This window comes from Tritonibacter sp. SIMBA_163 (assembly GCF_046535935.1).
Taxonomy (GTDB): Bacteria; Pseudomonadota; Alphaproteobacteria; order Rhodobacterales; family Rhodobacteraceae; genus Epibacterium; species Epibacterium scottomollicae.
In genome coordinates this window covers 1-246 of record NZ_JAWJBP010001038.1, presented here as the reverse complement: position 1 = coordinate 246, position 246 = coordinate 1, and the positions used below count along the sequence as shown (strand labels likewise).

Below are 246 nucleotides of genomic sequence, written 5' to 3'. Positions count from 1 at the left end.
CTCGCCATTTTCCCTGAGCAATGCGACGAAACTGACAATGACGACGGGAAATTTCTGAATAAGGAAGATAAACATCACATTCCGGTAAGCGACCGAGAATCAGTTGATCCTGAGCTACATTGCGAGTCTGCTCCGGACTCCCATCAATATAAATGTTTAGGGTAAGCTCAGTGGTCAGTTTCATAAGTTATGGGGCAAATCCTCAGTTAAGGTCGGAGTAAATACAGTATTAGAGGGAATCGTGAC

General features: G+C 44.3%; 1 protein-coding gene. It reads right to left on the bottom strand.

The features are described 5' to 3' along the window. Positions 1-184: FHA domain-containing protein (locus R0J92_RS25495; protein WP_411053741.1), on the bottom strand; the 184-nt coding region annotated here is incomplete at its 3' end. Between the last annotated feature and the right edge of the window lie 62 nt (positions 185-246).